16 protein-coding genes are annotated in these 26,486 nt (G+C 41.0%); 12 read left to right on the forward strand and 4 right to left on the reverse strand.

Translation table 11 applies throughout. The annotated features are described in order from the left end of the window. Positions 1–41 precede the first annotated feature (41 nt). Both AABK39_RS20450 and AABK39_RS20455 read right to left on the reverse strand, forming a co-directional pair. Positions 42–3,281, reverse strand: a complete 3,240-nt coding sequence (locus AABK39_RS20450; protein ID WP_338394803.1) for a hypothetical protein — start codon at positions 3,279–3,281, stop codon at positions 42–44. Positions 3,282–3,568: 287 nt separating this feature from the next. Further along, positions 3,569–4,636 carry a dienelactone hydrolase family protein gene (locus AABK39_RS20455; RefSeq protein WP_338394804.1) on the reverse strand — a complete coding sequence of 356 codons (1,068 nt, stop codon included), beginning with the start codon at positions 4,634–4,636 and terminating at the stop codon, positions 3,569–3,571. Between the two features lie 523 nt (positions 4,637–5,159). Here AABK39_RS20455 and AABK39_RS20460 point away from each other — a divergent pair. Continuing rightward, on the forward strand, positions 5,160–7,250 hold the full coding sequence (locus tag AABK39_RS20460) for a leucine-rich repeat domain-containing protein (RefSeq protein ID WP_338394805.1): 2,091 nt from the start codon (positions 5,160–5,162) through the stop codon (positions 7,248–7,250). A gap of 125 nt (positions 7,251–7,375) precedes the next feature. Here AABK39_RS20460 and AABK39_RS20465 read toward each other — a convergent pair whose 3' ends face one another. After that, positions 7,376–9,985 carry a DUF4132 domain-containing protein gene (locus AABK39_RS20465; RefSeq protein WP_338394806.1) on the reverse strand — a complete coding sequence of 870 codons (2,610 nt, stop codon included), beginning with the start codon at positions 9,983–9,985 and terminating at the stop codon, positions 7,376–7,378. A gap of 143 nt (positions 9,986–10,128) precedes the next feature. Beyond that, on the reverse strand, positions 10,129–10,515 hold the full coding sequence (locus AABK39_RS20470) for a hypothetical protein (protein WP_338394807.1): 387 nt from the start codon (positions 10,513–10,515) through the stop codon (positions 10,129–10,131). A gap of 374 nt (positions 10,516–10,889) precedes the next feature. Here AABK39_RS20470 and AABK39_RS20475 point away from each other — a divergent pair, with 374 nt between their 5' ends. The 11 genes from AABK39_RS20475 to AABK39_RS20525 all read left to right on the forward strand — a co-directional run bounded on the left by AABK39_RS20475 (position 10,890) and on the right by AABK39_RS20525 (position 26,326). Further along, on the forward strand, positions 10,890–11,363 hold the full coding sequence (locus tag AABK39_RS20475; RefSeq protein WP_338394808.1) for a hypothetical protein: 474 nt from the start codon (positions 10,890–10,892) through the stop codon (positions 11,361–11,363). Between the two features lie 100 nt (positions 11,364–11,463). Beyond that, positions 11,464–16,578: a DUF4132 domain-containing protein gene (locus AABK39_RS20480; RefSeq protein ID WP_338394809.1), complete on the forward strand. Its 5,115-nt coding sequence runs from the start codon at positions 11,464–11,466 to the stop codon at positions 16,576–16,578. Positions 16,579–16,691: 113 nt separating this feature from the next. Further along, complete coding sequence (locus tag AABK39_RS20485; protein WP_338394810.1) at positions 16,692–18,098, forward strand: TlpA family protein disulfide reductase; 1,407 nt, start codon at positions 16,692–16,694, stop codon at positions 18,096–18,098. Positions 18,099–18,119: 21 nt separating this feature from the next. Continuing rightward, positions 18,120–19,193, forward strand: coding sequence for an IS701 family transposase (locus AABK39_RS20490; RefSeq protein WP_338392425.1), 1,074 nt, complete (start codon positions 18,120–18,122; stop codon positions 19,191–19,193). A 370-nt stretch (positions 19,194–19,563) separates the two neighbouring features. Continuing rightward, positions 19,564–20,688, forward strand: coding sequence for a hypothetical protein (locus AABK39_RS20495; protein ID WP_338394811.1), 1,125 nt, complete (start codon positions 19,564–19,566; stop codon positions 20,686–20,688). A 201-nt stretch (positions 20,689–20,889) separates the two neighbouring features. After that, the gene (locus AABK39_RS20500; protein ID WP_338394812.1) at positions 20,890–21,765 is read left to right on the forward strand and encodes a helix-turn-helix domain-containing protein; all 876 of its coding nucleotides are present in this window, start codon (positions 20,890–20,892) and stop codon (positions 21,763–21,765) included. A gap of 167 nt (positions 21,766–21,932) precedes the next feature. Continuing rightward, complete coding sequence (locus AABK39_RS20505; RefSeq protein WP_338394813.1) at positions 21,933–22,544, forward strand: NAD(P)H-dependent oxidoreductase; 612 nt, start codon at positions 21,933–21,935, stop codon at positions 22,542–22,544. A 198-nt stretch (positions 22,545–22,742) separates the two neighbouring features. After that, positions 22,743–23,309 (forward strand): helix-turn-helix domain-containing protein, encoded by a 567-nt coding sequence (locus AABK39_RS20510; protein WP_338394814.1) that lies wholly within the window; start codon positions 22,743–22,745, stop codon positions 23,307–23,309. Between the two features lie 352 nt (positions 23,310–23,661). Further along, positions 23,662–24,339, forward strand: coding sequence for an SIMPL domain-containing protein (locus AABK39_RS20515; RefSeq protein WP_338394815.1), 678 nt, complete (start codon positions 23,662–23,664; stop codon positions 24,337–24,339). Between the two features lie 119 nt (positions 24,340–24,458). Further along, entirely contained in the window at positions 24,459–24,947 is a 489-nt protein-coding gene (locus AABK39_RS20520) for a hypothetical protein (protein WP_338394816.1), read from the forward strand. A gap of 230 nt (positions 24,948–25,177) precedes the next feature. After that, a complete protein-coding gene (locus AABK39_RS20525; protein WP_338394817.1) occupies positions 25,178–26,326 on the forward strand; it encodes an FAD-dependent oxidoreductase in 1,149 nt (382 codons plus the stop codon). Positions 26,327–26,486 lie beyond the last annotated feature (160 nt).

A 26,486-nucleotide genomic window follows, 5' to 3' on the forward strand; every position in this document is an offset into this window, starting at 1 on the left:
ATTAAAGACCTCTTGAAAGTCTACCTGAACAGTCTTTTGCGTTATTGATGTAAATGAAAACTAATTGGTTCATCATGCGCTACAGTCCTGAATTGGCACCCAAGGTGTTCAAGTAATTCCTTTTTGTCCGAATTATAAAGGGACCTGGCGGGAATGGCGCTAAGTTTCCCACGAAGCGTTTTCACTTTTTCGTCACTAAGGCCCATACTTTTTAGATATGTGATATAGACCCGTTCGGTCCGAGCTTTCTTTTCGGGTGTTTTTTCTCGGTCCATTCCAGACATTCTGTCCCAAGAACATGGCAAAACTTTGGCTTTTGGCATTTTCACTTCCTCTTCACCTGTTGGCTCTTCAGCGTCGAAAGTTTTTCGTCTGCGGAAGGCTGTTTCCAGCTCATCGAACATATTCTTGAGTGCCACCTCCTCGTATTCATCCCCTTGGTCACTCACATGGAACACCCTTTTTTCCCCTTCGGTGGTGCCTGCTCTTTCTTCTCTTTTAAAGTTAGTGTTTTGGGGAAGCTCCCACACGTTGTATTCAATAGACCGTTGCGCGTGTTTCATCACTGGTTTTCCCGTCGCTTCCAGAATTACGGTGGGACATCCCGCAAGCAAGACGTTTACGGCATCGCCGACCACACTGGCACCCGGAAGCAAATATAACGGTATGCGGTTGTCCCGAATAAAATGGCCTAAATGAAAATAATCGAAATTTTCGTCACTGGCTTTGAGATCGCTGATCAGAATCCCCGCAGGAGGGTTGTCCGAGTTGAACATCTGCTTCAGCGTCATTAGCATGCCATCCAAGATATGCCCGCTGACCAGCACGAATGTTGAATGTCCTATTTTCACTTCCACCACCAACGGAGAGCCGTTCGGGTTTTCATAAATATTACCTTCGTCTATGGACACGATTCCTTTTACATCAGCGGACTCGTGGTCCTTGTCGCTGACCAACTTAATTCTTCCGGCTTCGCTTTCCCTTGTTCTTAATAGTTCACCCAGGTTTGAGCGTCCAAAAGACTCGGTAACGGAACAAATGGTATAAACCATTTGGAACAGGGCTTTACCCGCAAACCGTTCCCGCTCACCCAATACTCTGGCGAAGGCCAAACATTCGTCCTTTCTTTTACTGACTTGTAAAAAGCAGTTTAACATTCCGTTGGTTAGGTGGTTGTAAGCTCCAGGGTCTTCGGGAATGCGGAATCCATGAGCCATTCTGTAATATGGTTGCCCAAAAGTTTTTCCCTCCGAAACCTCTTCGAAGAAATTCAGCAAATAATCGCATAAGACGCTAATGACATCCTCTTCGGTCATGTTCGCATGGTTACCGGTAATATGGCTTGCCAAAAGCCTATGCCCGTGTCCGTTAAACCTAGGTTCGTCCGCAACTAAAGTGGCGGAGCAGTAATTTCCATATACCCTAAAAGGACTTCCGAGCATAACTGTCCGTTGGCCTGAAGCTCTTCTGTTTCCCGGTATCCAATTGCCCATCAAGACGGCCTGCATTATCGCTTCGCCCAGTCCGTACCAAAAATGGGGATTGCTGGCTAGATCTGTCGCTTTCATCGTTTCGAACGGCCGTTTGTTATCCGGTTTCAGCATTCCCATTAATCCCACAAAACCCTCGGTTTTGTAATTTCCTGATTCCAGAGCTTGCGTAAAATCGTTATACTGAACCCATGAAGATGTCCGCCAAATTTTGTCCGGAGTCGGTACTTCAAGAGGTGGTTTTGTGGATTCCCAAAGCCTAGTGGGTTTGCTGTTTTCTAGAATGGTACGTGCCATTTCCCGTCTTCCCCAAGATTCCATCGTCTGGAATCCGGGGGTGTTTCCGTCTTCTAAACCAAGCTTTTTTTCTTCTGACAAAGCGGTGGCCAGCGTGTTGGTACGAAGTTTTTCCCAAACGTTTTTGTCCGACCTGACTGGCACCCACTGTGGAGCGTTACTGCTTTTCCCCATGATATTAATAAATTCTGAGGCAAGAACAGTGTCCATTCCGTCTTTTTCGGTTCTGTATCTGCCGAACCATTTGAAACCGAGATCTTCGAATTCGCCGAAAATATAATTCTTGCATGTGCCCGGCCTTACAATGTCTATCCCGCCTTTACGAAATGGAGTCAAAAAGCGTAAGTCCGCCGATTCGGGAAATACTGTTTTTAGGTTAGGGACATTGCCCATTTCTCTGAAAAGTTGTTTTTGGAGACGCTGATATTCTCTTTCCCTTTTGCCCACTTCAGCTTCCGACTCTTCTAATGCCAAAGGAACAAATGGCGGGACAGGGTATTCTTCGGATTGTAGGGGCGGTTGTAAAAACAGTTCATCGTTTCCAATTCCATAATCTTCGCTACCTCTTACCATGAGGTTCATTTCTTGCCTGCTTCGCAATTCGTACAATAGCTCAGCCATTGGGTCCCTCCTCTCTTCCGAAAGCGCCTGTTTTTTCATCTTACCGCCAGACAGGACCCAGCGTGTCATTGTTTTTAGACCTCTCATAATGCCACTTTCATGAGCTCTTTCTCCTGCGTCTGGTTGTGGCTGGCGCTCATTTAGCAATTGGGAAAAGACAAGCAAGTAGTTTGGAAGATATGTCCAAGAGATGGGCGGAGCGTTCGACGCGCCGGTGGGCCTGTTTTCCAACAAAATATCCCCGCCCTTTAAATCGACATAATAAACGGGCGGACTGTTTGGCGAAATGCTCTCAGGAGGTTTGCCACTGCGAAAAGCTATGGGTGTTGATCGGTGTTGGCTTTCCACTTCTTCTAATACCTCTTCTCCAAACCGGTTTCTAAGCATTTCCCAGTTAACGGCGAATGTGGCCATGCCTCGGATCATGTTAGCTGGAAAATCTATTTGCGAGTGACTCTTTCTGGGCCAAGAAAGAAGGAAAGACAGTGCCTCTCGTTCCGCATTAACTTTTCGCAATAATTCCCCGACAAGCGCCAAAGAGTTTTGGCCTTCGGCCGTTGCGTCGAATTTTAGGCATAGACATTTCCACTCTAAATCACTAAGTAGAGAAAGGCGTGTCGTGAGCAATTCGTCACACTTATCTTCCGTACAGGAATTGTATTCGTGTTCATTTTCCTCAAGGGCTTCGAGTAACGGAAAGAATTCGGGGCCCAAAGAGTTCTTGTCGATCAGTCTGGTATAGAGTTCTTCAGCGGGCATTATGCTCCCCCAAGCCGAAAAGTTGTACCTGCCTGGTGGCATTTCGTTTGTAGCTTCTGCCCCGCCAGTAGGTGTGCTCTTCTTTTTCCGTTCGCTATTAGGGGGAAAGAACATTGTTTGACTTGAATATCAGAAAAGGGGTTTCGGAACCCAAAATTGGGCTTTGGGCTTGAAGGTGTTAAGTATTATTGATATCTAAACTCTTTTGTAGGAAGCGTGTTTGATAGGGCTTTGAAAGGTGGACTAATACTACTGTTGTTATTAGGCGCGGCTAAGAAAAATAAAGTCTGGGATTAGCCTGAAAGAATAGCAGTTTATATCTTTTTATCAAAAATATAGATTTGATTCTTAACAGATTAAGCATGATAAAGCCACTCCAGTCGGAGTGGCTTTGATAATGTTTAAAGACCGAGTAATTTCTCATTAAACCAGTCGATCGTACGTGTCCTGGCCAATGTTTTTTGATCAGAATCCGGTAGATCAAAACCATGCCCTACCCCTGTGTATTCGTACTTCTGCACGGGAGCGTTTTTTCCGACTAACATATTATAAACCTTTAAGGTGTTAGAGGTTAAATAACCGTCCATCGGTAGATGATAAAGCATCGGGGCGTAATTGTAATACACATTATTTGAGGCAACACTGAGGCTACCGAAATAACCGTAGTGTCCGGACCCCCCATAGTAGAGAACTGCACAAGCAAAACCTCCTGACGCAGGTCTGGCTACAGGGGCTTTTACTTCGTCCGTATAGACTTCATCATCATCGAATTCCTGCTCCCATTCCCAGTTTGCCGGAGTCGGGTGATCCGTGTCATACATAGTGGCCATGGTGGCCGAGGCTCCGTCGGAGATGCCCATCAAGCCGATTCCGTCTTGCTTGACTAATGGATCCCCTTCCGGAGTCACGAAACGCTTTAACAATTTTAGTGCGGCGTAAGCGTCGGCTGGGCGAACGAATTGGGCACTGATATCAAAATTCTTCGGTGCCGTAGTCCAAATTCCTTCACGTTCTTCGCAACCTCTTGGAGAATAGCTGTCTGGGAAAATGCTGATAAAGCAATTGCTGTCCAGCAGTTCTCTCCATTCTTTGAATTGCTTGGCAAGTTCGTTGTTTTCCGGAATGTCGTTTTTCCACAGACCGCCTGAGCCATGTAAAACTACGACTCCGGCATACTCGGCATTGTTACAACCCTGCGGAAATGAAACGTAAAACTTGACATCGTCACCGTCTACTTTAACCGTATAAGTAGCTTGACTGGTTTCTTCGATGTCAATGACTATTTTTCCGTGGTAACCAGCTTGTTTGCTGTCGGGTAATTCTCCCAAGCGTGAAGGAGAACGACTTCCCTTCTTCACATACGGGTGGAGCTTTTTAGTTGGGGCGGGAGTAAGTTCCGTGTCTCCGCAAGAGCACACGGCCATGGCTACGAACAGTGCCAATGACAGAGTGCGAAATAGATTTTTCATAACAGCATTATGTGTTTTAAATTAATTACAAAGTTGATTATCAGCTGATATGGTGTAAAATTAAGCTGGATTGTTTTTTATTAAAAATCAAATATTTTTTTACAACAAAACAAGTGTAATAATAACGAGACTTTTTATTGGAGGGGAATAAGACTTTTTGAAAAAATCATGATCGGTATCAATATTTTGACCCTTTTTCTTAAGGATTATACTTTTTTCGCAAGGCCTCAAGGTTTAGAAAGGAGGTGATGTATTGAAGTAGTTTCTAAAGAATAAGGTATAGGTGGAGTAAGGATGAGGTAATAAGGCGTCGATGGCCACCTGATTTAGATTGCTAAGCGTATGCGGAAATGCGACCATTCTTGGCTTAAGTACATTCTCTCCGGACAGTTTTTGGAATTGGATATTTATTGCCTAGTATTTTATAGTTTTCATTTGAAATCCAGAAAAGGTAATGCTTCAGGGGACAGACTTTATTTGACTACAATTAGTTCGATTCAGAAGCTTTAATTTTTAATCAAATATGCGAAAAGATTCAATAGATCCGATAAATAACGCCATCAAGAAAATAGAAGAAGCTTTACAGATAACTTTAGAGGAAGACAATAGTGAGCTGGTGCAGGAGCATACATATAAGTGTTATAGTGACAGAAGGATTGATAACCTAAGCTTTTCTAATCTTACCTTTGAAAATTTCGATGCTTTGGCACCGGTATTTCGGATGGTAAATCATCTGAAATTCGTTAACTGCACGATAAAAAACGTATCGGAACTGCTGAAATTAAGATACGTAAACCACCTAACCTTGGACGGGGTAACCTTAGAGGACATTTATAGTCCGGATGTAACGCCAGCCGACACGAGGAAATGTCATTTTCAGGTAGTGGACTTCATAAATATGGACGTCAAACACATTAGCTGTATACGTTCCATTTCCAAAAATTTAGAATATCTGCATTTCACAAACTGCAGGCTCTGGAATTTTTATGAGTTAAACCTATTGCCTAAGTTATATTCTTTAAACCTGACAAACGTTTTTATCCACAAAAGCCCCGACGATATTATCCATAAGACTGATTTAGGGACTACGTTCCTAAGCTTTCATGAAATGGAGATTAATGATTTCAATTTTTTTTTACCGATCGTGGGGAATGCCAAAATCATGGACCTATATGCTAGTGCAGTAAAAAGCTTAGAGGGAATCTTGAACTTTCCAAAGCTGGAAATGCTCAATATTGACGTCGCAACCACCGTAGAGGTAATGACTCCTCCTAGGGAAACGAAGCCTTACAGACTCAAGGAATGCTCCATTGATAATATCGAGTCCGAAGATGATGATATGGAGTCAATCAACCGGCCTGTTTTCGATTTACGGACTTTGGCTTCTATCTCTCCAAATATAGGAGGATTGAAATTAGACCAGTACCATTTATCCAATTTGGATTTTCTGGAACAGTTTATTCAGTTGGATACTTTAGAAATCAAACAAAGTAAAGTCGATTTCAATGATTTTCTTCCTGTTGCTCATCAGATTATTAATCTTGACCTCGATACCTGCAAGCTTAAAAATACGGCGAGTCTAAAGCATTATAAGCGTTTAGAACTCATAGAGGTAAGGGACGGGTATTTTCACGGAAAAGAGATCAAAACGCTGAATAAGCTCAAACGTCTTTTGCCTTTGAAGAACCATCTTAAAAAATTATGTATTTGGGAGAATGATATAAAAGGCATTAAGCATATAGAAAAATTTACAGCTTTGGAGTCGCTATTGCTGTTAGATGCCTCGGTAAGAAATACGGAGCGTATATTTTCAATGCCTTCCCTAAAAAGGTTGAATATCAGCATTGAGAATAAACAAAAATGTACTTTTAATTTAAAAGGCATACGGAATATAGAATGGCTGGTGGTGCATGCCGACAAGAAGGTGAAGCTTAAGGGGTTGAAACACCTTAAGCGTTTGGAAAGGCTGGAGCTTGAAGAATATAAATCCAGTGCCCGAAATATACATCGCCTTAAAGCTTTAAAGTATTTTAAATGCAATTCGGTAACAGATATCAATAAAGTGGGTACCATTAAGACACTCCAAACCTTGGTGCTTGACATCTCCGAAGAGTATAATGTGAAAGGTTTGGAGCAATTCCCCAATTTGGAGTATTTGTCGATACGGGGAGGTGGAGAAATCTCTTTGGGCAAGATGGAAAAACTGAAAGTGCTGGATATGGAGGGTGGATATCCGGAAAAAATGGATTTCCTAACGAACCTTCCAAACTTGGAGAAACTTGATTTGGGATTGAATGGCTTTAAAGAGGTTCCTAACCTTGAAACGTTGACTAACCTTAGGGTTTTAAGTCTTGCCGAAAATAGTATCGAGAATATAGAAGGGCTACAACATTTGAAGCGCCTGGAACAGTTGAATTTATTTTGTAACGATATTTCTGATATTCGGATACTTAACACATTGCCTAACCTAAAAGAGGTAAACCTAGCGGGTAATCCGATTGCATTGGAAAAGAAAGACATTAAAGCCCAACTCAAAAAAACTGAAATAGCGATTTTCTACAGCCTACCTTATGTGCCTTTTAGGATATGGAAAAACGATTATTTCAATGTCTAAAAATTGAAACTGTGTGCGGTTGTTTACGGCTTAGAAAAACGGCCATTGAATCAGGACTCAATGGCCGTTTGTTTTTGTCGAAATATGGTTTGATATCCACCTAAATAAGTTTCATTACCAGTAGCCTATTTTTCGGACTGTACCTGTGGCCTTATTTGGCTTAAAATTGTCGGATCCTTTATTTTATGGTCTTCCGCCAATAAGAACGCTTTTGACAACACCAAAGACAAACCATGGTCTCCCTCAAATGGCACGAATATCTTTTCGGTTATATCCTTCTTACCTCTTGATTGAACAATACACAGATACTCTTCATTGGGTTCCATTAAGATATTAGAGCTTCCTATATGGATCTTATATGTTCTGTATTTTCCTTTTACCACTAAGAATCTGCCCTCTACCCTAGCGACTTTATTGATTTTAAGCCTAGGAATCAGGCGCTCCAATAAATCTTTCCTAGTTTGGGAAATCTCTGATAAATCTCCGAAAAGATAACTGCGCCAATATGATTGTACTTCCGGAGTAACTCCGGAATCTTGCCATTCTGGATCATTGCCAACGCTGGCCACCCCTACAAAAAGATCAACGTCACGCATGATTTCAGAAAACACAACCGCAGGTATATCAATCAGGCTTATTGTATCGTCCGAATCGATTTTCAGAAAACGTACTTGGTCAGTACTCACATAGGCCAATATTCCCGAATCTGTAACCCCGTGGTCTGTTTCCACGCCACTTGTCCAAAATTGGGCCTTTAGCCCGTGTTCGGGCAGAAGTATTTCCGCAAAATCAGACGCTTGATAATCCCACGCTCCGGTTAGTTCCGCTTTCCAACCACGCACTCTTGCCAAATTCACATATTGGTGCTGTTTTAAAATGTGCGCGGCCATACGGTTACTGTATAATCCGGTATCTTTCTCGGCGTCGGTGAGTATATACACTTCTCTGTATGCCTGCTTTACCGGTTGGCGTATCTCGTTGTTTACCAAAAAATCTCGCCAAGCACCTACCTCTTCTACGGAAGCGATGGATGGATGCCATAATTTCACGGTATCATTTTCCGATGGCGCAAACACTTCGCCTTTTGCGTCTATCCATTTCTTTCCAAAGTAGATTCCTATACGGGTAGAAATATTCGTATTTTCAAAAACCCATATCAGTCGTTTGGTAAAAAAGGAAATCAATCCGTGTTCCAGATATTGTTTTTCAAAATTGACCCAAGCCCATTTTCTATCGGACCTAAACATTCTGTCTATCCTGTCTCTTTGTGTCGCACTGGTTTGGTCCAACTGTTTTTTTGAAGCTTTTAGCTTCTTAAGCTGATCAGCAAAGTCCTTTTTCACGAAAGCGGGAACGGTTTTTTGCTGTGAGCCATCTGGTTTATACCAATGAATAGATGACTTTCCGGGACCGTCGAATTCCAAAGAAGCCCGGTAATCCGAAAAATGAAATTCTGATTTCCCGTTTACCAAACCAAAATCGTCTACGGCCAAGTCCGCTATTTCGTCAAGGGTTAGTCCCATTTCTTTGGCTGTGATTCCCAAAAACTTCTCAATAGTTTTTTTGCCGCTCGCTTGTTTGATCCTGATGCTTAACCTAGCTAATTGGGCGACTCCTTCAAGGACTTCGAATCTGGATAACGCAAATATGCAGGCATTGCCCAAAGCCGCCGACAAAGCGCCTATTTGAGGATATTTTTTATAACAACGTTCGGTAAGGTTACCTAAATCAAATGCCAAGGCTGCGTTATTGCACAATGCGGTAGTCCAGATTATACCTTTCAGTATATCTATATTCGGAGGAATAATGAAATCGTAATATTGCTCTTGATACGTATATCCGGATCGGTGGATATCCAAAGTGATCAGCTCCGGTTTGATCCCCAAAATATGTTTTACCCATTCGGAAATACCAGTTATGAATTCTTCTTTACCTATCGAATCTACAATTGGCTGTGCCAGTTCCAAGTATTTCGCTTTGGGTTGCGCTCCTTTCGCTGTTTTTGCCAATGCTATCAAACGAAACCAATCGGAACGTTTTTTATCCGAAGCCAAACCGTCTAGCCATTTTCTGGAATAAAGGGCGAAACTGTCTTCTCCCATAAAATACTCCGGCTTCACTCCTTCCGGATGTTCTTCATCCGACAAGATCTCATCAATCAATTCCAGACACCGGAATTGGTTATTCAGATCAAGATAACTGTATTGTTTTCTAATACTGTCAGCGAGTGCGTTCAAAGCCTTTACCGTATTTTCACTCGGCAGGCGATCTTTATAACGGGGTTTGATGTTATTTAAAAATGTACTTATTGGCCATGACGATACTATATATGGCTCCCAGCACCTTGAATGTCGTATAGAACCCAATATTTTGGCTACCTCATCTTCATTAGCCGAAGAAGCCAGCGAAGGTTCCCCCAAAAAGAATATCGCATAAGAAATAGCTGTCGTAACGCTTCGGTCTTTTTCCGTTGAGGTGGGATGGTGACTTACCACAGGATTCAGGTCATTCCTGCCGATATTGACGCAGTACAGTAAGAATTCAATTTTTTGGCTATCAGGCCAACTTTTGATATGGTTTTTATATTCTGGTAAAGCCCAGATATCTTTACGTTCATAGTATCTCTTCCACCCTCCATGGACAGGCGGAAGGGAGTTTATAATGGAAGATTTGAATAGGTTTAACTTATCGTCATTGAATGACAGTCGATATTTTTCTTGATCTAAAAAATTCATGTCAAAAGTATTTTCAATAGATGATATACCTTGTGAAGCAAAATATAAAAGGACTTAAAAGTACTGGCGGTACAAGGTTGGTAACAGGTAGTTTATCGCTCGGGAATTATAAACTTATACTGTCAGGCACGAAAAGTAAAAGCCTAACCTCCTACCAAAGAAACTAACTTTATGAACGTTACAACGGTATCGGGTTTTAACTTGACAAGGGTTTCCAAGCTTTCGGGCTGAACATTATCTACAAGTATGAAAAAACCATTTTTCTGATAAGCGTCCAACGCTACGTAGACTTGCTTTTCGGCATCGAGATACTTCTTGCCTTTCGGGCCGTTAAGGAGGCTTTCCTTTTTTTCCGGCTGTATCAAGCGGTTATGATGCACATTATTTGAATCATTTTTTAGAGCAACTTCTCTTTTTACTCTTTCCGTAATAATGTCTTTTACTGTGACCTCTTCCGCATCAAACTCGAAGGTCTGCTCTTGTATTCCTATCCCCGACAGGTTCTCGTCTTTTATTGTAACTCTCATCATTTCCCTTTAGTGAAAAACCAGTTATCAAGCCCCCATATTTCGTAATCGCAAGAACGGAAATTATTGTTTTTTCATTGTCACGGTTTATGGGGTAAAAATTGAGGATCATTCAGTAGTGATAAGGGGTCGTCTTAAAAGCTAAAAATCACTTAAAACCATAATTATACATTGAAGATATTGGGAAGAACGTAATCCTAAATATTTTTTAGAAAAAACGATAGGCGTGGTTTGTTTATATACGACTCTAGAAAGAAATGATAAATAATGTGGCAAAAAAGAGCACAAACCTGTATGTTGCATATATTTTATTGCTAAATACTACTAATGATCGTGATCGCATTCCAATCAATTTTCGCTAAGAGAAAAACGATATTATGAGACTTCTTTTTACAATAAAACAGGTAGGCAAGCGAAAACCATTTTTGTCCAAAAAAGAGATAATCTTTCCAGATGCTGAAGCCAAGGAGTATTCCTTAGAGGAACTATTAACAATTATAGTGCATCAACAAGTCAGGGTATTTAATGAAAAAAGGGAAGAGCTGATTCTTTCCAGGCTTTTGGAGGGTTCTGGAGTTACGCTTGAGAATCCAAAGAGTAACGTTTTATCCAAAAAGAAAATTGACGATCAAGCAATCTCCGGAAAAGTGACTTTTGGCGATATGGAAAACCTAAAACTGGCCGATGTGCAAGAGGCTATTGAAACCATGAAGCTTGCCATCAAAGACGGACTGGTAGCGATTTTCCATAACGGCGAGCAATTAGACTTGTTAACGGATAGACTCCAAGTAAAGGATTTTGACGAGTTCACTTTTGTGCGACTTACCTTTTTGGCGGGAAGTACTTATTGAGCATCAATTCTTTTTTAGGCGATAAGTACTTTTTGAGTAACAAGTCATAACCCCACAACAGTTGGTTTGAATATTATTTTATGTATTTCAGTTTATTGATATGGACAAGAGTTTTTTAGAGACAAGGTTGAAAACCGCTTATTTCAGTGGTTTGAGGAAGGATATTTTTAATAATAATGAAAGAGAAGGAATTAGGTTAAGTAAAGAACACAAGCAATTCATTCAAGATCTGATCGATCCCAAAAGGAAAGGTAAGGGAGAAGAAAATTACCATGACTTATATCTGCAAGAGGGCCATGAGAAAGTGCGCCATTATGCGGAATTATTGGATCGGTTAGATACCGATAATAGTTTTGACGGTGAGTATTTCAATATATTGGAATATTGTTTTGGTAAGGAATACGCTACTTATTTGGCAACATTTTTTAGAAAGATGCCTTCCTTGCCTTACCTCACAGGTTGGGAAAGGAAAAGTTTCCGGATTACTTACACGGAAAATGAGGATATTAGAAGAAGGATCTTTGCCAAGCAACTTAATTTTTTGGTTGAGGCTATAATAAACAATAAATACGACCTGACGCTTGAGGAACTCGTAGCGAACAGTAATGATTATCACCTCAGCTCCTTCCCTATAGCCGAACTTTTAGCTGGAGCGATCAATAATGGCAATACGCAGATAGAGCGACTGCTTATAGATATAGTAATGGGAAACCATGAAACTTATAAAGTAAGCAGAGAGGTCCTTAAGGCTTTACTTTTTTCCGAATCCAGAGAAGGTATCGAAGCGATAAAAAAGTTGCTTGTAGCCGCGCAACGACAAGAAGGCTTGCGCCAAACAATCCTGGAAGTGGTTGACCAATGTTCGATAGAAGTATTTAAAGAGTTCATCATACTAATCAATAGGGAGCAAATGTACCGTTTTGCGGCGGTGGTCAGAGCGTTTGATGTATGGACGGGCTTAATGATCAGTGCCGAAAAACAGAGCCTTGTAAAAAGGTGCTTTCAGTTGGCCGAACACTTTTTGGAGGAACCCGATACTATTCCCGGCGCTATCATGAGTAACGATAGTATTGAGGCTTATTTGGCGCTTTGGGCTTGCGCTTCGGAGAACTCAGGTCTTGAATTAGGTCAATATCTCTCGACGTTAGCGGAAGATGAAAAGTCGCAAAGAAAGCTGCTGGCGTTTTATTTGGCCAAAATGACTCAAATTGATCCGTATAAAAAATTGGTATCGCAAAATAACCTGGATCACCCCGATATTTCGGTAAAGATAGGCGCATTAGATCTTTACAACGAGTTTGTGAAGGAGGTATCCGAACAAGAGAAAAAAGACTACATACGCATTTGTTCCGAAATTATTACGGAGATTCCTAAGGACGGTATTGGGCTAAATACGAAATTATTCGCCTGGCAAGAAAGAAGAGTTAAGTCTTCCGAGATAATTTGGCTTATGTCTAACGCATTGGACTATGGCAAGGAGAGCGATTGTGAATTGATTTATCCTATATATGATCTGGTTGACGCCGATGCCAGATCAATCATAGTTAATAAAATATTGCCATACACTTACTTCAAAGGATACAATATTAAACCACACCAAAGAAGCTTTGCTTTCAGGATATTAACCGACAAATCGTCTTATATCAGAGAACGGGCGCTGGAAACCATTAAAAAAACGGAAATCAAGCAGGATGAGCTCCCGGTATTTGTCAGCTTGCTTAAAGGTAAATCCCAATCCGTAAAAGACGCTGTTTATAAAATTATTTTTGACAAAAATAAACAATACAAACTCTGGGTAACGGATAGCTTACTGAGCAAAAAGTCAATAGAGCAACGACTTGTCGGATTGGATTATCTTTTAAAATTGAAAAGCGGGGAATCCGATTTGGATAAGACAATAACGGGGCAGGAAGGTATTGGGCTTAATACGGATACTACTTTTAGACAATGGATTGAATCCAAAACAGCCCAATTCATACAAAACCGCCCGAAGCCTACCGCAAAAGAAAAGGACGCTTTGGCCCTATTGCAATCCCATGGTAAGGAAGACGCAGAAGCGACTTACGCCAATGGATACGGAAAATTGTATGACCCTTCTAAAGTGACTCTGCTGCAGGATGATAAAGTAAATAAAGACACTCTTAAGGGAATTATTCAAGAGAATGGAATTCCTGTATTGTATAAAGACCATACGCTTAACGAATACTATACGGACAGTTTTAGGCCCTCCAAATCAATTGAAGATATAAATAAGGATATCCGCACTCTTTATGACTTGTTTGTCAACAACTTCGATTTTGAATACACAAGCGTAAGCGAATGGGGATCGGAAGTATGTTTGTTGTCGAATGGGTTTAAATATCTAGTCCGTGAAACGGATTCGGACAAAGATGAATTCGTTCTGGAGAACTATCCTTTGGCTGAAGTTTGGGATGAATGGTACGCCAATTCGGGACTCACTCCGTTGGATTTGTGTTTTATTTCTTTAAACAATAAAGAAAGGATAGACGAAAAAAGTCCCGGTGCCATAAAAAGAAGTTTCAAAAAGACCTTAAGTAATTTAGGCTCTTTTATCCCGGAATATAAAATTGAAACTCCTTATAAATCGAGATATTACTATTCTAATCCACTCTATAATATTATACACTTATTAAGCAAAAAATATCCTTATGAAAGAAAAGAGGAGTTTTGGCTGTCTTGTCTCGCTTCGGCATATTATGCTGTTGATCCTGAGGAATATAGTTCGAAAATAGAAAGGAAGTATTCGGGAAAAGTCAATTGGACGGGTCTTCCTTTAATGAGCCGTTTACAAAAAGAAGTTGAAAATTATGATACCCTGAATGACGAACTTTTTAAATCGTATTGGAAGCTTGACAATTGGAGAATAAACTTCCGAAAGTTTGAAGAGCTTAACCGTGAGGGGATCCGCAATTATAGTTTTTATCTGAGGGCATACGAGTTAGGACTCATTACGGTGGATGACCTTTATTGGAAATCATTCGAAAAAAACGCCGTAAGCGTTTTGAGCAGTTCCCGTAAAGTAAAAAGGAATTACTACAGAGAGGTGCTTCAGCCCGAAGATTACGAGCGATATCCTGTATTGAACGAACTGAAAGAAAACGTTATCAACAGAATCATTCAGATTGAGCTGTCGCGTACGGTGTCTGAGACTTCTGTCACTAAACTGATTACGTCAGTCAATGAAGTGCGGGGTGTGGATTACCTGTTTGATTTTATCGCCAAATTAGGAAAAGAGAAATTGGTTAGGGGTTATATCTCTTCTTATTCCAATTCGGTTTCCCTAGCCGAAACTATGTCGCATTTGATCCGAAACTGCCACCCGAAAACCGATGACACTCAGGCACAATTCAATCAGCATATCAAAAAAAGCAAGCTAACGGACCAGAAGCTTCTCGACATCGTTATGTATGCGCCACAATGGCTGAACTTTGTCGAAAATTATTTGGGATGGAAGCTATCCTCGGCGGTTTGGTGGCTTCAGGCCCATACCAAAGACGATACGACTAACCCTTCCGAAGAGAGTATAGCCATGTATTCGAAGCTTTCCCTGAACGATTTCAGCAATGGCGCTGTAGACGTGGATTGGTTCAAGAAAGCGTATAAAGAGTTGGGCAAGAAAAAATGGGACATGGTATACAAGTCCTCTAAATTCCTAAGCATGGGAGGACAAAAACGGGCCCAACTATATGCGGACGTATTATTGGGTAAAACCAAGATTACCGAAGTAAGGAAAAGAATAGTGGATAAACGTAATCAGGACTATCTGAAAGTATACGGATTGGTGCCTTTGAGCAAAAAAGTTCCTGAGAAAGACGTATTGAACCGTTATCAGTTCCTGTTGAAATTTTTGAAAGAAAGCAAACAGTTTGGCTCGCAACGACAAGCCAGCGAAAAGCTTTCGACCCAAATTTCCATGGAGAATCTCGCGCGTACCGCAGGGTATGCCGATCCGATAAGACTTACTTGGGCAATGGAAGCCAAAGAGGCTACGCAGATTATGCGAAACTCAGTGGTGGAAATCGATGACGTTAAAGTTCGCATTCAAATAGACAATTCAGGAAATGCGGGATTATTAGTCGAAAAAGCGGGAAAACATCAAAAATCAATACCAGCCAAACTAAGAAAAAATAAAGATATCGAAGCGTTGAAGGCCTCGGTCAAATCGCTGAAAGAACAATACAAAAGAGCGAAAATAAGCCTGGAAGAAGCGATGATATCGGGAGACGGTTTTGAATTGTCGGAATTCAGAAATTTAATGGAACACCCCGTAATTCATCCATTGGTCAAAGATTTAGTATTAGTATCTGGAGAAAAACACGGGTTTTGGAAAAACGGCCAACTCCATACCGCTTTGGACAGGATCTTTGAATTGGCGGACAACGATAAATTAAGCATAGCGCACTGTACCGACTTGTACGCAACCGGAGAATGGAGCGACTATCAGAGATATTGTTTTTCCAATAGTGTCAAACAACCGTTCAAGCAAATTTTCCGTGAACTGTATTTGCCGACAGCGGATGAAAAGCAAGAAAACGACAAGTCTCGTCGATATGCTGGTCACCAAATTCAGGCAAACAAAACTTTGGCTTTGTTAAAGGGGCGTGGTTGGATAGTCAACCATGACGAAGGACTTCAGAAGATTTTTCATCGGGAAAATTTTATAGTTAGTTTACTGGCTTACGCCGATTGGTTTTACCCTAGCGACGTGGAAAGCCCAAGTATCGAAGCGGTAGAATTTTATCAGAAATCATCGTGGAAACGACTGATGATAACGGATATAGACAAAAGGGTTTTCTCCGAAATTATGAGAGACTTAGATCTGGTAGTATCAGTGGCCCATGTAGGCGATGTTGATCCAGAAACCAGTCAGTCGTCTATGGAATTACGCGGAGCTATTGCTAGGGAAACAGCCTCGTTGTTTAAGTTGGACAATGTGGAAGTGAAGGCGAGCAACGTGATAATAAAAGGAGTCCATCAGCAGTATTCATTGCATCTTGGCAGTGGAGTGGTGCATGTGATGGGAGGAACGGCTATGAATATCCTGCCGGTGCATTCGCAACATCGAGGAAAAATATTCCTCCCGTTTGTTGATGAGGATCCGAAGACAGCGGAAATCATTTCTAAAATGTTATTGCTTGCCAAAGACGAAAAAATTCAGGACCCTACTATCGTTCAGCAGATAATGAACGCTTAAATGGTTTAGATTTTAGGAACATTATTCAAAATCCGAAAAGTCCCTGTCAGTTGTTTACTGGCGGGGACTTCTTATTTTTAGAGCAGGAATCAAAAGGCTAAGGCTCTCACATTATGATGGAAAGATTTAATGTTTTGAAATACGTTTTATGCCTGCTCATTACGGCAAGTTGCGCAAAAGAAGAGAAACGGCTGGAATTGGAAAAAGGGATGGTCGTAATCACAGGAAGGGTAAGCAATTTGGATGAGGGCGCCCAAATGATCAGGTTTGCGGCCGAAAGCACAATTGAATCCATCGAGAAGACTGCCATTATTGACTCTTTAGGGAATTTCAGGCTGAAAATAGAGTTATATCATCCCCAGAATGTACAAGGATTTTTAAAAAAAAGTATTATAAAACTGTATCTCCGGCCATTCGACAGCATTCATCTAGACATTGACGCCTCCCTTTTGTCAAAAGAAAGAATTCCTGATTTTAGAATAACAGGGACAAGCCCCGATGCGGAAATCTCTAATGAAATACAAAAGTACTTACAGTATTGCGGGGAGCATGGATTCAATCCGGACACAAAAGTAAAGTCAACCAAGGAGTTTCTTCAAATATTAAAGGAACAGATCAACTTGCAAGACTCCATCCTTCAAACCTTTTCCAAAGAATATAACCCTTCAATGGAGTTTGAAGACTGGGCAAAAAAAGACATCAAATACGGCATTGCTAATTACCTCCTCCAATACAAATTCGCTAATCAGGGTTATGAAGGTGATTTGTTTGATAAATCGATTTTCCCAATAAATGATGACGACGCGATTGTCTCCAGTCTTTATCCTCTGCATTTAAAACATTATGCGCTGAATGTAGGGATATGGCAAGATAGTGTTACGCTTAATCATCTAAAAACGAATAACAACGTCGAAGCATATCGACGATGTATGGAGACAATTATAAGTAGTGTTGAGGAAGGCTTGAGCAGAGACATAATGAGTTTTAAGTTATTGTCAGGTTTGTTGAATGAGTCATATGAAGATTACGAAATCGTATCTGTGAAAATTGACTCTTATATAGAAAATGGATTACTAAAAAAGGTTTTATCTGATAAAGCATACGGTTATAAAAATCAAAAAGCTTTAGACATCTCATTTTTTGATTCGGATAGGCAGGGAGAAAAGAAAATAACAAGGGATTTTTGGACTGAATTAAAAGAAAAACATAAAGGAAAAGTGGTGTATGTCGACATTTGGGCTACTTGGTGTGGACCTTGTAGAGGGGAAATCCCGCATGCGATTAAATTGCATAATTATTTTAAGGGAAAAGATATTGCCTTTGTTAACCTGTGTTTGGCCTCAGACAAGGACGAATGGTTGAAAATGATTAAAAACAGCAACATTAAAGGGGATAATTATTTTTTCAATAAGGCCCAAGAACAGTTACTAAGAGATCAATTACAATTTGATGGTTATCCAACGTATTTAATCACTGACCTTTCGCTCGCCTTTCCTATTGCAATTTTGGAAATTATATGATAAGTGACCGATTTTTGAAAAATGAAAAGGAGAGACGGATTTGAATTATACACGGATTATCTTATTGCCAGTCGAGGGCAAGCCACCTCAACAGGGCTCTCAGCATCTTTGGACAATCAGATTCCCCATGATTATTTCAGCGACCTCCTCAAGCAACCGGACATGGACCAAAAGGCTTTTTGGAAAGAGGTGAAGTCTTTCGCCAGGAGTATTGAGGGCGAAGAGGCGGTTTTGAGTATCGACGATTGCATTGTCCACAAGCCTCATTCCTCGGAAAACGACATCGTAGCTTATCATTTCGACCATACTGTAGGCAAAGCGGTCAAAGGGATCAACTCCCTTAACTTTCTTCTGAGCAATACCGTGGAAGGACAAACGGTTAACTGTCCGGTCGCTTATGAGATCGTCCACAAGACGGTGAAATACATAGACAAGAACGGGAAGGAAAAGCGTAAAAGCGAGAAAACGAAAAATGAGATGGTACTGGAAGTTTTACACCGTCTAAACTTTCTGAACAAACTGGTTTTCAGGTACATTCTTTTCGATACGTGGTTCACCGCCAGCGATACGCTGAAGTATATTCATTACAAGCTCAAGAAGGTTTTCGTTTGCCCGCTGAAGAGCAACAGGAATATAGCAATGAGCGAAAAGGACAAAAACGAGGGCAAATTCATTCACGTTTCGGATGCGCCTATTGAAAGCGGTCAAGTGAAGCGGGTGTGGGTCAAGGGAGTTGATTTTCCTGTCACGCTCGCCAAACAAGTCTTTACAAACAGGGACCGGTCGACCGCGGAACAATGGCTGGTTACCAACGGGGAGAACATGGCTTTCGAGGATATCGTAGCGATCTACCAAAAACGGTGGAAAGTCGAGGAGTTCCATAAGTCGCTCAAGCAAAACACGATGTTAGGCAAGTCTCCCACAAAGATGGAGATTACCCAATTGAACCACATCTTCGCTTCCATGATCGCCTACATAAAACTGGAAAAACTGAAGGTTAAGGAGAAGCTGAATCACTTTGCGATAAAATCAAAATTGTATTTGAAGATGATAAAGGCTGCCATGGAAGAACTTGACGCCTTGCGGTCGGCCTGAAATATATTCATTAAGAATCGCTCTCCCAAATGCAGGGAGAGCGAAAGTTCAGTTAATCATTGATAAAAATGGGAAGTTGGTAAACAAAAATGCTTCAAGACCTTCTTCCGGAGAAAATATAAAACGAGAATTAAATAACTGGATTCAGAAAGATGTCTTGTAAAATAAGGGGCTGTTCAACCTTTTATTACTAGGCACATTGGACGCATATGTATCTTTCATTCCGGCGGTTTCATATCAGATGCACTCGAATATTAATTGGGGTGGATTTGTGGGCAAAACACTTAGAACTTGAAACAAAGTTGCCTGGTTAATCACACAAGTTTTTGCTGAATCACCCGGCATACGACAGTTCATGAAACAAGAGACTATGGAAGATCAAGAGATGACCACACTCGTTTTACCCACTTTAGATACTTTTCTCAATGATAAATGGGAAATGACTAAAGGTATCACAGGACCCTATTTTTCTACTGTATGGGAGTTATACCCGAATCAGGAATTCCAGGTGATTATAATATTGGGTCGATATGAAATTGTAGATAAAAAGATCAATATAAAAATAAGTTGTCAAATCGAAGACGCTAACGGAAATGTCGTGATACCGCAAGTGTTCAAAAGGCAATTGCAAGCCGATGATTTGGAAGGAGAAATAGGGATGATTCTGATGCCGGAACTTCCTAAGTTTAGTTTTGGCCCTGAACATAATGAGGGAGAGTACTATATCGTGGTTCGCAGAAATGACGAAAATACCGATGAGGAGGAGGAAATAATAAAACGCAAGATCACGTTCAGCAAAAAAAGCCCTAGCCAGTTTAACGAATTGGACGGAACGTTGGAAGAGTGGAGACAAAATTATTATTTAGATCCCAAGCCGACCGAATTAATATCCTCTTATTTCAAGTCCATGGAAGAAATAGGGATTAATAACGACGCCAATATACTGTTTTATGTAGAGGCGTTTAATAACGCTCTTTTTTTGGTGGACGATGTCAATCAATTGTTGCTTAAAGGGGAGATTTCGAGAATGGAACGAAACGCTTTGATCATGCTGATGGCTAGGTCCAAATACGAAGACGTTGACTTGGAAGGGTTTTGGAAAGAGGAGTTGGAGGTATTGCATGAAATAAGGGACGAAGGAGTTTATAACCCTCTATACGTGGAGCAAATAGGCCATCCCCGGGGCTTGGATATGCTGTGGAGTCTGTTTTTCGCAAACGGTAAATACGAGAATATTGAGAAAATTATTTCGGTATTGAATTATAAGAAAGGCAAAGATTTAGAAAGTATAAAGAGCCTTGGCGAAGAGGAACAAATACAATTTGCTTTCGGGATGGCAAGCGCATGGTCTTTGGGGGAACACGGAATGGATCACCCGATGGTAAAAGTTTATATTCAATATACGTTGAATAGGCCCGATATTTCAGATTATTTGAAAGAGGAATTGACCTCTATTCTTTCGGAGATTGACGAGGCGGAGGAAATCGAAGAATAGTAACCCTGAATGTGGTTAGCGATTAATTAAGACTGTCTATCGTTCTGCTGAAAGCAAAATATCCGTTTCCAGTTAATGCCCTGAAAACTCTGTATTCTCCAAAATCTGTTCAGATAGGCAATCACAATGCTTATGAATAAGATTGAAGTGGAATATTGAAGTAATCAGGGCTATTTTGTCATGTACATAGAATTTTGATATATGAGAGAGGTAGAAACCATAGACGATTTCAACAAATATTTTGGGATGCCAGCTCCTATTCTTAAGGATATCAGTGTGGGAAAATACGACGATATCGAGCGGCAAAGACCTGCGTCTCCACCAATACATCCTAGAATCTATAGAATATCATTAAAGTATGATTTCGAGAAGCCGGACATCAATAATATAGCGGAAGAGGATATTGGTGAATGGCAGATATTTTTCTCGGCTCCCGGGACCGAACTGGAATGGAAATTAGACAAGCCCACGTCCGGGTATTATATCCATATTTCGCCGGAACTATTGGAGAACAATCAGCATTTGTCTTTTAACTTCCTTCATTACGGAATGCACGAAGCACTGTTTCTTACCAAACAGGAAGAAAAGCGTCTGATTACTTTGTTTGATGATACCTTAAAGGAATATGATGCCCAAAACGATTCGTTGGATGTTCTTATGGCTTATATAAATCTTATTTTCAGCTATATCCAGCGTTTTTATTTGAGACAATTCGGTTCGAAAAACGATAACTATCACCATTTAAGCCAAGCGTTTATCACGGAATTGAATCAGTATTACGCCGAAAACGCTGAGGTAAAGGAATATCCCAACGTAGGTTATTTTGCCGAAAAGCTGAACGTGTCCACAAATTATCTGAGTGATATTGTAAAGGTAAATACCAAGAAGACGGCTAAAGAGCATATCAATAAGTATATACTGAAGCAAGCCAAACGTTTGCTTGATGTCCGGAAACACTCAATCTCCGAAATCGCTTATATATTGGGTTTCGAATATCCCAACTACTTCGCTAGATTTTTTAAAAGAGAGCTAGGCTACTCACCTTCCCAGTACAAAAAATCGATTGTCAGTAAATAGTATCCGTTATCCAGTAAAAAGTATCCGTTACCGGGCCTGCCCCTGCCCTACTTTTGTGTCATCGAAAATGAATAAATATTTCGGGGCTTAGGGTACGGACAGAATCGATGCCTTCATTAATGCTCCGATAAGTTTATACGTTGTAAACAGATAATAGGAGCATTAAGATGAAAAATATACTGATAATCAACGCACACCAAAAGTACCCTTTCGCAGAAGGAAGACTAAACGCAAGCTTGGTAGAAAAATCGAGAACGTTTTTCGAAAGCCGGGGCGACAATGTCAAGATCACGACTATGGAAGATGAGATTGACATTGAGAGCGAGGTGGAAAAACACGTTTGGGCCGATGTGATCATGATTCAAACGCCCGCTTATTGGATGGGTGTGCCTTGGGCTTTCAAAAAATACATGGACGAAGTGTATTCGACCGGAACCATGGGTAAGCTCTGCGATAATGACGGAAGGACAAGCAAAGAGCCGAAAAAGAATTACGGTTCCGGGGGCCAATTGAAAGACACGAAGTATATGCTTTCGATTACGTTCAATGCGCCGGAAGAGGCGTTTAACGATCCGGAAGAATATCTATTTCAAGGCAAATCGGTTGATGATCTATTCTTCCCTTTGCATATGTGTATGCGATTCTTCGCCGCAGAAGCCTTACCGACTTTTGTGTGCTATGATGTTATCAAGAACCCGGAGGTCGAGAATGATTTTTTGAGGTTTGATAATCATCTCAATGGGTTGTTTAAGGAAAGATTAGAGTCTCGTACTAAATAAAAGCGTAGAGAAGGAGGGCTTATTTAATCATCAAAAACGGGTTATGCGGTTTGTAAGCGTAACCCGTTTCTATATATAGATCAAATGAGAAACAATAACAATAACCAATTATAAATCAGTAGATTATTTAGTACAAACTTGCACTAAGTTTGTCCCCTACTCTTTGTTCATCAGCGCAAGCTTTCCTTTATTGTAGCTATGCCACAGCTCAATATCTATCATAGAGCCCAAATTTTCCTCGGTATACAAGCGGGAAAGACCGATGCTACTATAGCGAAGGCTATAGGAGTACATCGGTCTACCGTAGGGCGAGAGATTGAGCGCAATGGTGGCCGTAAGACCTATGATCTTTGGAGTGCCCAACGTGCCCGGGATTTACGACAAGGCCAAGCTGTTAAAGCCCGGATGCTTTTTGGCGGTGGTGTGCTTTTTAATTCCCGTTTACGTAAACTGAATTTGAAATACGCCCACCTCTCCCACTGTCATATCCATTGGTATGACCAAGACTCGTTTCCCTATCGTTTTGCCCGCTTGGCGGAGGCTTATCGTTACCGTCCCTATAAGGTTAACTTTTTTAAACGAAAGACTAATCAATTCAAAAGATTTAATGTTCTTAAACTCGACTTTGACCTTACTGAAAAAAAGGGGGGAAAGGGCAAAAACACCTTTCAGCAAAACGAGGACAGTCATATTTATCGGCTTATCACTGCCGATGTTCGGAATAACTATGCCCTTACGGTGCCTGTACAGTGGCTTTCTGCGTAAGGACGTCTTGTTTTTTTCATTATTCCCTTTTTTCCGTATCAATTACACATTCGTTTCTCGGGATAATTATTCTCTGTTCCTTGTCGCTTACTTTGAAAATAGTCCTTTGGGCTGGTTATACAGACCTTGTTGCGTTTTAATAAGATCTTCCGGAGACATTATAAGCGAAAGAGATAACCACATAACTATAGAAATACAAAGTGAATGTAATGAGTGATGAACCCTTTACTGAAGTGTATCAATGACTGTTTGTGTTATGAAGTTTTTTTCAAACGATGCTATAAGTATATTTATGACAGATAAATATAAATTTTTGCAGCTAAGGCATTTGCCCGAAAATATAGTAGAGTAAATGAAAAATGAATTTATAGAAGTAACTGGAGAGGGAGAGTATCAAGAGAGAATAGAAAAGTATATCTTGGAATTAAGAATAGAAGTTAGGGCCTCTGATGAGGAAAAGGCTTTGAAAGATGTTTTTTCCTTAAAAGATAAAACCGTTATAGAACTTAAGCGTGCGGGACTAGCTACCGATAATATAATTGATGGAGGGCATGAGCTTTGGAAGCCTTGGTACGGAAGGAAAAAGACAGGGAAATGCGCTTACTATAAATTGATTCTTGAAACCGGGGACGAGAATCTTTTAAGCAAGTCAATTGAAAGGGCCACATTGCTGTTTCAAGAGCAAAGGTTTAATATGACGTATGAAATGAAACAGCCTAAATACGAAAACCCTATAGAAGCGGAAAAGCAGGCTATCAATGACGCGTTTGAAAATGCGATGAAAAAAGCGTCCGCAATTGCTGTATCGAGTAGTATTGAAATAGGAAACCTCTTGCAGGTTACTGAATTATCCAAATCAAAAAGAAATTCAGGATCATACGGAGATGAGGATTGGTTCGGTGATGAATCCAGGTTTGGAAGTGCACTTGTAGCGGGAGCGGCGGAAGAGGACAATCCCGCCATGAAAAAAACCGAGCGGACTGTCTGGATTCGATATAAGTTCAGATTCGAGATAAATCAAGTAACATAAAAGCACTGATACAAAGATAGTATTGCCGAGGGTTGTTGCGCACAACGACTTTGGGTACTTAACAATGTTAGTGAGTCGGATAACACTTTATAGACTTACTGTATGCATAAAGAAATAAAATGAGAATAGAACAGATAGAAGAAAACTTTAAAATTGATATTGGGGCGCCAATGCCCACCATTCTGTCAAATGAATACAGCCTTTATCTGATCTTTTACATCAGAGATGTCGATCCGAATTGGGACGGAAAGTCGGTGAAGGTTCGGAATAAAAAGAATAACGGAATCGTAACTGTAAAATTTGACGGATTCACTCAGTACAAATTCGGGAATCCGAATGATGAGACAATAGATGGGCACCCGTTATATAAATTCGGACTTGAACCTTATTCGATTCAAAAGGTAATCGGATCGGAATGGATAAAAGAGTTGATGAAAATGAATTCTGTTCATCCGGCCCATAAGGACGAATATTTTAAGGACTACGAGCATTTCATTTTCTTCTTCCATGATACTTGTCTGGAAGTAGTGGCAACAGGCTATTCATTTGAAAAAGACTCAGAGTCGAATATGAGAGAAGAGATTCAGCGAGTATGTAAGTTGCTATAGATCTGTTGTAAACAGATCCCGAACCTAATAGTGGTTAACAAGAATGATTTCGTATGAAGGAAGGTAACATCGGAATCTGCTTAAAGTTAATCGCTTATGTTTTCAGTGCCAAAAAGTTATATCATAGTACATGTCTTTATGTGTGATCATTTAAGAAAGACTATCCGGTTAACACTGAACATAAATACCGAAAGGGCATTTATCATATACATGACCATTGCGTATAGTAAATGCAAAAGCTTGATATATTGATTGTAGGGGCGGGAATCGCTGGACTTACCTGCGCCGGCTTATTAAAAAAACACGGCGTAAGTCCCGTAATAATTGAAAAAGAACAAGAGGATAAATTCAACACTAGCGGATATATGCTAGGCTTGTTCCCCTTGGGAGGGCGTGTGCTTACGGCGCTGGACCTGTATGACGAATACCGGAGCCACAGCGCCGGGATGAACTATTATGATATCTATACGGCCAGAGGAAAACGACACCGAACCTACCCGCTTGGGGATTTAAGCAAAAAATTCGGCCCTTTAAGAGGGGTGAAAAGACAGGAGCTAATAGAGTTGCTTAAGAGCAAAACGGAAAACCGGATACGTTTCGGCATTACGATTAAGAGTATAAAACAGGAAGATAAAAAAGTAAATGCCTCATTTTCTGATAATAGCTCGGCGATTTTCGATTTAGTGATAGTCGCGGACGGTATACACTCCTCTACCCGATCACTTTTATGGTCAAAAAACGAATACTCTTTTTACGACACGAACTGGGGCGGATGGGTGGAGTGGATCGACGAACCGAGTGCCGACCGGTACAAAGAGTGTTGGGATGCGGGATCGTTTGTGGGGATATATCCGGTAAAGGATAAGGCGGGGATATTTTTGGGAGGCCCGCATTCTATTAACCAAAGCAAAGGCCATAAGGCAATTGCGCAAAAGCTGAAACAGAGAATATCCCCCTCATGCGAATGGGCGCATAAGGCTCTCGATCAGTTTATAGAAACTAAAACTGGCGATCCTTTTTACTGGGAATTCCATGATTGCCAAACCAAAAACTGGCGCAAAGGCCAAGTGATATTATTGGGCGATGCGGCCTGCGGGTTTTTGCCCACCGCGGGCGTAGGGGCCTCAATGGCCATGGATTCGGCCGTGGCGCTGGTGGATGAACTCTCCCGGACCGACAAAGAACATATCGAATACGGCCTACACCTTTATATATCCAGACAAAAGAAAAGGGTGGAATCCGCCCAGAGAAATTCGCGGAGGCTGGCCAAGCTAATGTTCGTCGAATCAAAGTTTCGCGCCCGCCTGCGGGACTGTCTGTTGAGATTCTATTCCCTTGATGATTTTATAAAGGATATCCGCAAGATTATGGAGGGATAAGCTAGAAAAGAGTGACTTCATGCCTGATACCGCTTTGCGCATAGGCGGGCTTTTTGTTTTCAGAGCTTGTTTTGATTTCCTTACCTTCAATTTCCGCATCTATACAGGGTGGCTACTCCTGTTCTGCCCATTCGCTTGAAGTTAACTTGGCCCAAGGCTT

This window comes from Fulvitalea axinellae, from assembly GCF_036492835.1.
In the GTDB taxonomy this organism is placed as follows: domain Bacteria; phylum Bacteroidota; class Bacteroidia; order Cytophagales; family Cyclobacteriaceae; genus Fulvitalea; species Fulvitalea axinellae.

What these genes read in the sequence shown, in the direction of transcription:
- AABK39_RS20520 (WP_338394816.1), top strand. Translation starts at nt 24,459, where the DNA reads ATGAGAATAGAACAGATAGAAGAAAACTTTAAAATTGATATTGGGGCG.
- AABK39_RS20510 (WP_338394814.1), top strand. Translation starts at nt 22,743, where the DNA reads ATGCCACAGCTCAATATCTATCATAGAGCCCAAATTTTCCTCGGTATA.
- AABK39_RS20455 (WP_338394804.1), bottom strand. Translation starts at nt 4,636, where the DNA reads ATGAAAAATCTATTTCGCACTCTGTCATTGGCACTGTTCGTAGCCATG.
- AABK39_RS20460 (WP_338394805.1), top strand. Translation starts at nt 5,160, where the DNA reads ATGCGAAAAGATTCAATAGATCCGATAAATAACGCCATCAAGAAAATA.
- AABK39_RS20470 (WP_338394807.1), bottom strand. Translation starts at nt 10,515, where the DNA reads ATGATGAGAGTTACAATAAAAGACGAGAACCTGTCGGGGATAGGAATA.
- AABK39_RS20490 (WP_338392425.1), top strand. Translation starts at nt 18,120, where the DNA reads ATGAAAAGGAGAGACGGATTTGAATTATACACGGATTATCTTATTGCC.
- AABK39_RS20500 (WP_338394812.1), top strand. Translation starts at nt 20,890, where the DNA reads ATGAGAGAGGTAGAAACCATAGACGATTTCAACAAATATTTTGGGATG.
- AABK39_RS20485 (WP_338394810.1), top strand. Translation starts at nt 16,692, where the DNA reads ATGATGGAAAGATTTAATGTTTTGAAATACGTTTTATGCCTGCTCATT.
- AABK39_RS20515 (WP_338394815.1), top strand. Translation starts at nt 23,662, where the DNA reads ATGAAAAATGAATTTATAGAAGTAACTGGAGAGGGAGAGTATCAAGAG.
- AABK39_RS20495 (WP_338394811.1), top strand. Translation starts at nt 19,564, where the DNA reads ATGGAAGATCAAGAGATGACCACACTCGTTTTACCCACTTTAGATACT.
- AABK39_RS20475 (WP_338394808.1), top strand. Translation starts at nt 10,890, where the DNA reads ATGAGACTTCTTTTTACAATAAAACAGGTAGGCAAGCGAAAACCATTT.
- AABK39_RS20525 (WP_338394817.1), top strand. Translation starts at nt 25,178, where the DNA reads ATGCAAAAGCTTGATATATTGATTGTAGGGGCGGGAATCGCTGGACTT.
- AABK39_RS20505 (WP_338394813.1), top strand. Translation starts at nt 21,933, where the DNA reads ATGAAAAATATACTGATAATCAACGCACACCAAAAGTACCCTTTCGCA.
- AABK39_RS20450 (WP_338394803.1), bottom strand. Translation starts at nt 3,281, where the DNA reads ATGTTCTTTCCCCCTAATAGCGAACGGAAAAAGAAGAGCACACCTACT.
- AABK39_RS20465 (WP_338394806.1), bottom strand. Translation starts at nt 9,985, where the DNA reads ATGAATTTTTTAGATCAAGAAAAATATCGACTGTCATTCAATGACGAT.
- AABK39_RS20480 (WP_338394809.1), top strand. Translation starts at nt 11,464, where the DNA reads ATGGACAAGAGTTTTTTAGAGACAAGGTTGAAAACCGCTTATTTCAGT.